The organism is Deltaproteobacteria bacterium (assembly GCA_030654105.1).
Classification (GTDB): domain Bacteria; phylum Desulfobacterota; class SM23-61; order SM23-61; family SM23-61; genus JAHJQK01.
Genome location: JAURYC010000023.1, coordinates 1 through 9,455, shown reverse-complemented (window position 1 = coordinate 9,455; position 9,455 = coordinate 1). Strand labels below are relative to the sequence as shown.

The window sequence follows — 9,455 nt, the reverse complement described above, 5'->3', positions numbered from 1 at the left end:
TGGACCCTGTTTTTTTAAATTATGAAAATTCTGTTGCTCCTTTGGCGAAAATGAGTATGATAAAGACCAAACAGGCGCAGAAAGGAATCCCAAACAGGACATGGGGGTGAGTCCATGATGAAATGGGAATATATGGTCAGGAAAACGGATTTCAAATCCTTAACCCAGCCTTCTTTTTTGGAATTGGAAAGAACGAGGCTAACTGAGCATGGAGAAGAAGGATGGGAATTGATCTCTGCGGTTCCTTCCCAGAATGGTGATGCGCTCATTATGTTCTTGAAACGTCCTCTGGAAGAGACCGCGGCCAAAACCTAAGGTTGCAAAAGTAAAGGTAAATTTCAAAAAGGAATGGTAGTAACCCGATTCCTGGCTTGCTAAGTTTTTCACCTGTCAAACAGTTGACTATTGAGTTATTGCTTGACAAGAAATCCCTTCTTACCTGAATCCTTGAAGGTTAAAAAATATAAATAAAATCGTATAATTAACAACAAATTGAGGTTTACTTCTTTGTTGGCATGCTCATTGCTCCTAAAATCATAAAAGTTGAAGGGTTGTTTTGGATAAAAGTCATGTCAACAAGGCAATTTAACAACGCCCATGACGCCTAATGAAACAAAATAGTTATAAATATCAATTAATTGTCTATTACATAAGGAAGTTACTGTTAAATGTTATTTAAGAGTATTTTTGGACAATCCCCCGGGGGGAGACATAAACAATGGCGGTGAAGAAGGAATGGGTCTTAGGCCTGAAATCAAGGCCCTGGCCCAGATCAGTGCGGAGATCAACGCTCAAAAGGACTTGGACACACTCCTGAAACTCGTCGCCCGAGAATCCCTCACCTCTCTGCAAGCCCACCGCTCTACCATCTTCATCGCGAATGAAAAGAACAATGGCGTTCTGAAGACCCAATTTACCTTTGCTTCCGATCCATTAAACGAACAGGTTGGCCTGTTTGAGGAAAAAGAGGTAACCCGGAAAGTCCTCAAGCAGAAGAAACCTTTCTGGCTCAAAGAACCGAAGGATTTTTCCGAGTTTTTTAAATACGAGGCACGGGAACGAAAGATTACTTCACTGATCAGTATCCCTCTTGTGCTCCAAGGCAAAGCGACCGGAGCCATCAGCGTAGTTGTGATCAACGGCGGGAAAAAGTTCGACAAGGGGAGCTTCCAATTACTTTCCATCTTTGCCAATCAAATTTCCATCGCCATGGAAAATGCTTATTTGCGCGAAGAGATCCACAGAGGAATCAATTTTCGCAAAGATTATGAGCGATACCTGGACGATATTTTAGTGCAATTGCACACCCTTTCGAATGGAGAACAGCGGCGGATCGAAGAACATATTGGAAGCTTGTTTAAAACGGAAAAAACCGATGATAAACAATCGGCAGAACTTCCTGTAGAAGAAAAAGTTGATAAAATAGACGGGTCTGTTGCCCTGACCGGGGAATTGGGTATTGATCGCCAGCAAGGAGAGCCGGTGGACGAAATATTAAGGGTGGCGATTGAGGACGGATCTTTGAGCATGGCCGATGACCTGATTGGCGGAGGCGTATTTATAAGGACGCCCGACCCGCTGGATCTGGGAGATCAATTTCCCATGAAGCTCTATTTATCCCCTGGCGAGGTGCCGATCGAAGCCACTTGCAAAGTTATCTGGTCGAATAAATATGGGCATGAAACCAAGGATTTGCGCCGGGGCATGGGCGTGAAGTTCATAGACCTCAATCCCGAGGTTCAGAGGCGAATCGAAGAATCCCTGCAGGCCCAGAAACTCAAATGGAATAAATCTCAGGCCATGGAAAAATCGGCCTAGACCGGCCCGGGAAAAAATAATCAAAAATAGGCAATTTTTTTCTTGACAGCCAATTCTCTTCTGTGATATAAAAAGACCATATTAAAATATTAAAATAGGAAATGGAAATGAATCAGCGTTGCAAATTTGAATTTATTGACGGGTATTACTTTGGGTGGTTTTATTACGCCGGGGTCTGCCCGCCGCCTGGAAGCTGATCGACATATTCAATGATTGATCAGGGCCGTGGGTAGACAGAATGCTACCCACGGCCTTTTTATTTTGAGCCGTGGGATTTCTTCTCACGGCTTTTTTATTTTAGGGAATTTTCGCCACAGAGGACACTGAAATTCGCTAAGCGCTTAGCGCTATGCGCATAGTGTATGCAATATTCCATTTCCAGAGCGGCGTGCTCTGCGGTGAAAAATTAATCGGCAGGGATTAATAAAAAAGGAGGAGGGAAATGGTAGGGAAAAAAATACGGATGGAAAGAATCATGGATCGTGATTCGGGGAAGACGGTGATTGTACCCATGGACCATGGCGTGACTCTCGGTCCCATGGCCGGATTGACCGACATGCGTAAAACCATCAACGCTGTGGCCTCGGGAGGGGCCAACGCCATCGTTATTCACAAAGGTCTGGTGGAGGCCGGGCACCGCCGCGGCGGCAAAGACGTGGGGTTGATCATTCACCTTTCGGCGAGCACCTGCATGGCGCCCGATCCCAACTGCAAGGTTTTGGTGTGCGGCGTGGAAGAGGCCATTAAATTGGGGGCGGATGCGGTCTCCATCCATGTAAACCTCGGGGCGGAAGATGAGAAATCCATGCTGCAAGACTTCGGGCGAGTCGCCCGGGAGGCTTCGGAATGGGGAATGCCCCTTCTGGCCATGATATACATGCGTGGCCCGAAAGTGAAGAACGGGTACGATGTGGGTGTGGTCAAACATGCGGCCCGCGTGGGGGCGGAGTTGGGAGCAGACATTGTGAAAGTGCCTTACACCGGCTCTCCGGAAAGTTTCCGGGAGGTGGTGGAGGGATGTTTCGTCCCCGTAGTCATTGCCGGAGGGGAGAAGATGGAAACGGACCGGGACATCCTGGAAATGGTCAAAAATTCCGTAAAAGCGGGAGGTGCGGGCGTTTCCATCGGGAGGAATGCTTTCCAACACCGCGACCCGGAGAAAATTATCCAGGCCATTACCAAATTGGTGCACAACGACGTATCGGTCGAAGACGGACTGAAAGAGCTGGCGGCTTGAGCCCGGGGGAAGATGGGTGAAAAAAATGAAACAGGTATGGGTGAAAATAATTCCTTGGGGCGCAGAATTGGCCCAAGCCGCAATGGAGAGCGGAGCGGACGCTCTCTGGGTTGAGGCCGGTATTCGCTCGGAAGTGAAAAAGATGGGCCTCATTCCTACCGTGGCCGAAGACGGAGATTATGTGCTGGGGCGGGATGTGGTGGAAAAAGAGGTTGTGGAGAAAAAGGATGAAGAAGAGATTGTCAACCTGAGTTTCTCCAAGAAAGTGGTTGTGAAGGGAAAAGACTGGACGATTATTCCCCTGGAAAATTTATTAAGCCGGGCCGGAAACATTTTTGTCGAGATTACCGATCTGCAAGATGGACAAACGGCCTTTTCCATCCTGGAAAAAGGTGTGGATGGGGTTGTGCTCAATCAATCCGATCCCCAAAAAGTGCGCCAGATCATCCGCCAGCTTAAGGCCGAAAATGAACGGTTCGAACTCTGGCCTGCCCGGGTAAAGAACATTAAACCCCTGGGTCTGGGAGACCGGGTCTGTGTGGATACGTGCTCGGCGATGGTGCCGGGAGAAGGCATGCTGGTCGGCAACAGCAGCCAGGCCCTTTTTCTCGTTCATTCCGAGAGCCTGGAGAACCCTTTTGTGAACCCCAGGCCTTTCCGCGTCAACGCCGGGCCGGTGCACGCTTATATCCGCTTGGCCAACGGACAAACCAAATACCTTGCGGAGGTTCGCGCGGGGGATCAGGTTCTGGTGGTGAATTCTGAAGGTAAAAGTTATCCGGCCGTAGTGGGGAGGGCCAAGGTGGAACGGCGTCCCCTGGTTTTAGTCGAGGCGGAGGAAAACGGACAGAGGATTTCCGCCATCCTGCAGAACGCCGAAACGATCCGGCTCACCCAGCCAGGGGGGGAGGCCATTTCTCTGGTTGACCTGAAAGAAGGAAGCGAAGTCCTGGTATACCGGGAAGGAGCGGCAAGACACTTTGGGGTCCGGATTGATGAAACAATTTGCGAGAGATAGAGCCCCCGGAAAAATCTGCCTGCCCATTGTCGAGACAACTGCGGAGAAGGCTATCCGGGCCATGGCCAGGGCCAGCCAGCTGGCTGACCTTATTGAGCTGCGGGTGGATTATATGAAGAATCCGGGATGGGAACTTCTTTTAAAGGGACGAGAGAAGCCTTGTATCGTCACCAACCGCCGCAGGGAAGAAGGGGGCAGGTACAGAGGAGATGAAAAGAGTCGGCTGGCTATTTTGCGGCAGGCAATCTGTTTAGGTTCCGACTTCGTAGACTTGGAGATGGAAAGCGGAAGATCAGCTATTTTTGAACTGATGGAAAATAATATAAAAACGCGGTTGATCCTATCCTTCCATGACTTTAAAAAGACACCGCCATTGAAGGAACTGCACGGTATCTGCCGGCGCATGATTCGCTATGGGGCGGACGTAATAAAGATCGTTACTTTTGCTCAATCCTGGGAGGACAACCTGAAAATTTTATCCCTCATTCCTTACGCCTTAGAAAGGAAAAAGAAAGTTGTGGCTTTGGGCATGGGTGAAAAAGGGAAGATGAGCCGGATTTTTGCTCCCCTGATGGGAGCGGCATGGACGTATGCTTCCCTGGACAGGAATCGAACTTCCGCTCCCGGGCAGTTAACCGTTCGGGAACTAAAGGAGATCTGGGGAAGGTTGAGATGATCGATGCCCAGACCCAACTCTACGGTGTCATCGGGAAACCCGTGCGGCACAGCCTGAGCCCGATCATCCACAACGGGGCATTCCGGAGGATGGGGTTGAACGCGGCTTATCTGGCCTTTGAAGTCGAAAATCTTTCCGCAGCAATAAACGGGATCCGGGGGCTGGGAATTCGGGGGGTAAGCGTGACGATTCCCTTTAAGACCGCCATCATCCCTTTTCTGGATCAGCTGGAGGAGGTGGCCGGAAAGATCCAGGCTGTGAATACGATCTGCCATGAGGGAGGAAAGCTGATTGGCCATAACACGGACTGGCGCGGAGCAGTGGAAGCTCTGGAGGAAAAAATTGACCTGCGGGAGAAAAAAGTTCTCCTTTTGGGAGCTGGCGGAGCGGCCCGGGCCATTGCTTTTGGTCTGAAGGAACGGGGCTGCCAGGTTTTTATTGCTAACCGCTCGCTGGAAAAAGGCCAAAAGCTGGCCGCAGCCATGGGGTTTGCCTGCCTCCCTTGGGCGGCAATCAACGGGCTGGACGTGCAGGTGATCATCAATGCTACAGCGGTGGGTATGCACCCGCAGGATTCAGAAACTCCTTGGCCTAAGGAACTTTTAAAAGAAGGGATCGTGGTGATGGATATTGTCTACCAGCCCGTGCGGACGAAGTTTCTCCATGAGGCTGAAGAGCGAGGCTGCCGGACGATCGATGGCTTGGAAATGCTTGCCCGGCAGGGAGCTGCGCAAATAGAGATCTGGACGGGGAAGAAGCCGGATATCCGACCCATTAAAAGAGACCTGCAAAGGGCATTGAGATAAGCTTGTAGCTGGAAGCTGAAGGCTGACAGCTTCTTAGATGGAAAAACGATGATCGAGATTAAACCACTGAATCATTGTGACGCCGTTGTGGCCATTCCCGGGTCGAAAAGTTACACCCACCGCGCCCTGATTGCCTCGGCCTTGGCTGAAGGGGAGTCCGTTTTGTTCAACGCTTTGCGGAGTGAAGATACCAAGCATACCGCGCAAGGTCTGGAAAAATTCGGCATTAAGATCGCTTGGGAAGAAGATTCTATCCATGTTCAGGGTAAAGGGGGGGTGCTGAAGGCGGGAGGAGAAAAAATTTACGTGGGGGATTCCGGAACCTCGATGAGGTTTTTGACGGCGTTGGCGGCCTTGAAGAATGGACGCACCGTGCTGGATGGCAGCGAGCGGATGAGGGAGCGACCGATGGCCGAACTGCTGGGAGGGTTGGTCTCGCTGGGAGTCAAAGCTTATTCTTTAGAAAGAAATGGATACCCGCCCGTAGTCGTAGATTCTCAGGGCCTTGAGGGCGGAGTTGCCAGGATCAAAGGAAGCGAGAGCAGCCAGTTCCTTTCCGCCCTCTTGATGGTCGCGCCCCTGGCCCGGGCAGACGTCCGGCTGGAGGTAACCGGGCGATTGGTTTCCAGGCCTTACGTGGACATCACCCGGGGGGTAATGGCTGATTTCGGCGTAGAGGTTCAGAAGGAGGAAGGTGATTCCTTTTTCGTCCGGGCAGGACAGCGTTATTCTCCCAGGCAATACCGGGTTGAAGGGGACGCCTCCAATGCCTCGTATTTCTTGGCGGCAGCGGCCATCACCAGTGGAAAAGTAAGGGTTGAAAACTTCCGCCCCGCATCCCTCCAGGGTGACGCGCAATTTTTAGCCATTCTGGAGCAGATGGGATGCGAGGTGAGCCGGGGAGAAAATTGGGCGGAAGTTCGAGTTAAAGAACTTCGGGGGATTGAAGTGGACATGAACACCATGCCCGACCTCGTTCCCACCCTGGCCATCGTTGCCGCCTTTGCTCAAGGGAAGACGGTCATCCGGAACGTCGGGCATCTGCGCCACAAAGAATCCGACCGCCTAAAGACTGTGGCCGGAGAACTGGCCAAAATGGGAGTCGAAGTAGCAGAAGGAAAAGATTGGCTGCAAGTGGAAAGGGGGAAAGCTCGGGGAGCTGAAATCGAAACCCATAATGACCACCGCCTGGCCATGAGTTTTGCCATCGCTGGGCTGGCCGTTCCCGGGATAAAAATTAAAGGGGAACGATGCGTGGCTAAATCCTTCCCGGGGTTTTGGGAAACACTCAAGAAGCTCTACTAAAAGGGGACAAGGGGTCAAGGGAAAAATTGCGGAATGCGGATTGCGGAATGCGGATTTAAAAAACTGTTATTCTGGAATCCTTGGACCCTGGAACCCTTTATTCTTATGAATATCATTTTAATCGGATACCGAGGGGCAGGCAAAAGCACTGTGGGCAGAATGCTGGCTGCCCGTGCCGGGAAAAAATTCGTGGATTCGGATGACTTGGTAGAAAAGCATCTTGGGGCTTCTATCAGCGACATGGTGAGGTCCAAGGGCTGGAAGCATTTTCGAGCCCTGGAGAAGAGAGTCATTGAGGAAATTTGCCGGGGAGACCATTTAATCATCGCGCCAGGGGGAGGAGCCGTACTTGACCCCGCCAATGTGCGGTCTTTGAGAAAAAATGGGCTCATCATTTGGCTGAAGGCAGACAGCGAAGTCCTTCGCGGAAGAATGGTTCAGGACCCTGGCACCACTGCCAGCCGCCCAACTCTGACCGGAAAAGGAGCGCTCGAGGAGCTCGAAGAAGTGCTGGCTATCAGAAATCCATATTATGCGCAAGTCGCCGATGTGGAGGTGGATACTTCGACCTTGGGCCGGGAGGAAGTGGTGGAGAAAATATTATCGATCGTCCGGGAAAGAAGGGGGGCATAAATTGGGCGGAAATTCTTTGGGCACTCTTTTCAAAGTAACCACCTGGGGAGAATCCCACGGGAAAGCTCTGGGGGCCGTGATTGACGGCTGCCCCCCTCGAATGGAACTTTCCGTTGAAGACATTCAGAAGGAATTAGAGCGGCGGAGGCCCGGCCAGGGAAAGGGAACCAGCCCGAGAAAAGAGGAGGATCGGGTGGAAATTCTCTCCGGCGTCTATGAAGGAAAGACGACTGGAACACCCATTGCCCTGCTGATCTGGAATAAGGACGTGGATTCAGAGCCTTACGAAGAATTGAAGGATGTCTTCCGACCCGGCCATGCCGATTTTACTTATCAGGCTAAGTATGGCATCCGCGACCATCGCGGCGGGGGAAGGGCCTCAGCCCGGGAGACGGTAGGAAGAGTGGCTGCCGGGGCTGTGGCCAAGAAGATCCTGGAAAGAGAAAAGGTGGATATTTTGGCTTATACCCTGGAACTGGGGGGAATCCGGGCGGAGAAGATGGATTACGCCGAGATCGAGAACAACGCGCTTTTTTGTCCGGACAGGGACGCCGCAATCAGAATGGCAGAGAAGATTGAAAAGACCCGGTTGCAGGGGGATACTCTGGGGGGCATCGTGGAAATTCTTGTCCGGGGATGCCCGTCCGGATTGGGGGAGCCGGTTTTCGACAAACTGGAAGCAGATCTGGCCAAAGGATTGATGAGTATTGGAGCCATCCGGGGAGTGGAGGTGGGTGCGGGGTTTCGGGTTGCCCGGCTGCTGGGCTCGGAATCCAATGACCCCCTGATACCCGGGGGATTTGAAAAAAATGATGCCGGGGGAATTTTAGGTGGCATTTCCACCGGAGCGGACATCCTGTTGCGGGTGGCCGTGAAACCCATTCCTTCTATTTCTCTGGAGCAGAAAACAATTGATTCTTTACGGAGGCCCGTATCTTTAAAAATGCGGGGCCGGCATGATGTTGCGGCCATCCCCAGGATCAACCCGGTGTGCGAAGCCATGGTGGCCATCGTCCTTGCTGATCATTGGCTTAGGCAGAGAGCGATATAGAGAGGGTGCAAATGGAAATCAACGCAAAAATTGAATTTTTACGGCAGAAAATCGATTCCATAGACGGGCAAATCCTCCAACTTCTGAACCAACGAGCGGAGGTTGCCCTGGAAGTAGGCAAAGTAAAGTCAGGGTGCAGAATGGACCCCTACAACCCTCAGCGGGAAGAAGAAATCATGCGCCGGTTGGAATTGTTGAATCTCGGTGCCTTCCCCAGAGGAGCCATTCCTCCGGTTTTCCGGGAGATTATTTCGGCCTGCCGTTCTTTGGAGGGGGAACTCACGGTTGCCTACCTCGGCCCGCCCGCCACCCATACCCACTTGGCCTGCATTGAGCGATTCGGGAGCTCTGTACAAACGGTTTCCCAAGAGAGTATCCAGGAAGTTTTCGATGCGGTGGAGAGGGAGAAAGCGAACTTCGGGATGGTGCCCATAGAAAATTCCACCGAAGGAGTGGTGAACCGGACCCTGGATATGTTCATTGATTCGGAAGTGAAAATCTGCGGCGAGATTTTGATCCGGATCTCTCACGATCTTCTTTCTATGAGCGGGAGAGCCCAAGACGTGGAAAGGGTTTATTCTCACCCCCAAGCCCTGGCCCAGTGCCGGCAATGGCTGAGGAAAAATTTTCCTAATGCCCAGATGGCTGAAACCGTGAGCACGGCCAAGGCCGCCCAGATGGCCGCCCAGGAATCGAAAGCTGCGGCTGTGGCCAGCTCCTTGGCTGCCGAACTTTACGGCCTGAAAATCATCGACTCCCGGATTGAAGACTACCTAAACAATTACACGCGCTTTTTGGTTCTCGGGCCCCAGGTCAGCGACAGAACAGGAAGGGATAAAACCTCGCTCCTGTTTTCCATCCCGGATTCGCCGGGATCTCTTTACGAAATCCTAAAACCCTTTTCCGAGAAG

10 protein-coding genes are annotated in these 9,455 nt (G+C 51.7%); all 10 read left to right on the top strand.

The features are described from left to right. The first annotated feature begins 114 nt into the window (after positions 1–114). Positions 115–315 carry a hypothetical protein gene (locus Q7V48_00880; protein ID MDO9209295.1) on the top strand — a complete coding sequence of 67 codons (201 nt, stop codon included), beginning with the start codon at positions 115–117 and terminating at the stop codon, positions 313–315. A 420-nt stretch (positions 316–735) separates the two neighbouring features. Further along, positions 736–1,818: a GAF domain-containing protein gene (locus Q7V48_00875; protein MDO9209294.1), complete on the top strand. Its 1,083-nt coding sequence runs from the start codon at positions 736–738 to the stop codon at positions 1,816–1,818. 442 nt (positions 1,819–2,260) lie between these two features. Beyond that, complete coding sequence (locus tag Q7V48_00870) at positions 2,261–3,055, top strand: 2-amino-3,7-dideoxy-D-threo-hept-6-ulosonate synthase (protein MDO9209293.1); 795 nt, start codon at positions 2,261–2,263, stop codon at positions 3,053–3,055. Positions 3,056–3,080: 25 nt separating this feature from the next. Next, the gene (locus Q7V48_00865; protein MDO9209292.1) at positions 3,081–4,073 is read left to right on the top strand and encodes a 3-dehydroquinate synthase II; all 993 of its coding nucleotides are present in this window, start codon (positions 3,081–3,083) and stop codon (positions 4,071–4,073) included. Next, entirely contained in the window at positions 4,051–4,749 is a 699-nt protein-coding gene (aroD, locus tag Q7V48_00860; protein MDO9209291.1) for a type I 3-dehydroquinate dehydratase, read from the top strand. The genes Q7V48_00865 and aroD overlap by 23 nt, the downstream gene beginning before the upstream one ends. Continuing rightward, positions 4,746–5,555: a shikimate dehydrogenase gene (locus Q7V48_00855; protein MDO9209290.1), complete on the top strand. Its 810-nt coding sequence runs from the start codon at positions 4,746–4,748 to the stop codon at positions 5,553–5,555. The genes aroD and Q7V48_00855 overlap by 4 nt, the downstream gene beginning before the upstream one ends. Before the next feature lie 48 nt (positions 5,556–5,603). Then, complete coding sequence (gene aroA / locus Q7V48_00850) at positions 5,604–6,860, top strand: 3-phosphoshikimate 1-carboxyvinyltransferase (GenBank protein MDO9209289.1); 1,257 nt, start codon at positions 5,604–5,606, stop codon at positions 6,858–6,860. 105 nt (positions 6,861–6,965) lie between these two features. After that, positions 6,966–7,493: a shikimate kinase gene (locus tag Q7V48_00845; GenBank protein ID MDO9209288.1), complete on the top strand. Its 528-nt coding sequence runs from the start codon at positions 6,966–6,968 to the stop codon at positions 7,491–7,493. Position 7,494: 1 nt separating this feature from the next. Continuing rightward, positions 7,495–8,544 carry a chorismate synthase gene (gene aroC / locus Q7V48_00840; GenBank protein ID MDO9209287.1) on the top strand — a complete coding sequence of 350 codons (1,050 nt, stop codon included), beginning with the start codon at positions 7,495–7,497 and terminating at the stop codon, positions 8,542–8,544. Between the two features lie 11 nt (positions 8,545–8,555). Further along, positions 8,556–9,455 (top strand): prephenate dehydratase (gene pheA, locus Q7V48_00835; GenBank protein ID MDO9209286.1); only part of this gene is annotated, 900 nt, incomplete at its 3' end.

Coding starts and splice junctions, on each gene's coding strand:
- Q7V48_00880 (MDO9209295.1), top strand. CDS start 115: ATGATGAAATGGGAATATATGGTCAGGAAAACGGATTTCAAATCCTTA.
- Q7V48_00875 (MDO9209294.1), top strand. CDS start 736: ATGGGTCTTAGGCCTGAAATCAAGGCCCTGGCCCAGATCAGTGCGGAG.
- Q7V48_00870 (MDO9209293.1), top strand. CDS start 2,261: ATGGTAGGGAAAAAAATACGGATGGAAAGAATCATGGATCGTGATTCG.
- Q7V48_00865 (MDO9209292.1), top strand. CDS start 3,081: ATGAAACAGGTATGGGTGAAAATAATTCCTTGGGGCGCAGAATTGGCC.
- aroD (MDO9209291.1), top strand. CDS start 4,051: ATGAAACAATTTGCGAGAGATAGAGCCCCCGGAAAAATCTGCCTGCCC.
- Q7V48_00855 (MDO9209290.1), top strand. CDS start 4,746: ATGATCGATGCCCAGACCCAACTCTACGGTGTCATCGGGAAACCCGTG.
- aroA (MDO9209289.1), top strand. CDS start 5,604: ATGATCGAGATTAAACCACTGAATCATTGTGACGCCGTTGTGGCCATT.
- Q7V48_00845 (MDO9209288.1), top strand. CDS start 6,966: ATGAATATCATTTTAATCGGATACCGAGGGGCAGGCAAAAGCACTGTG.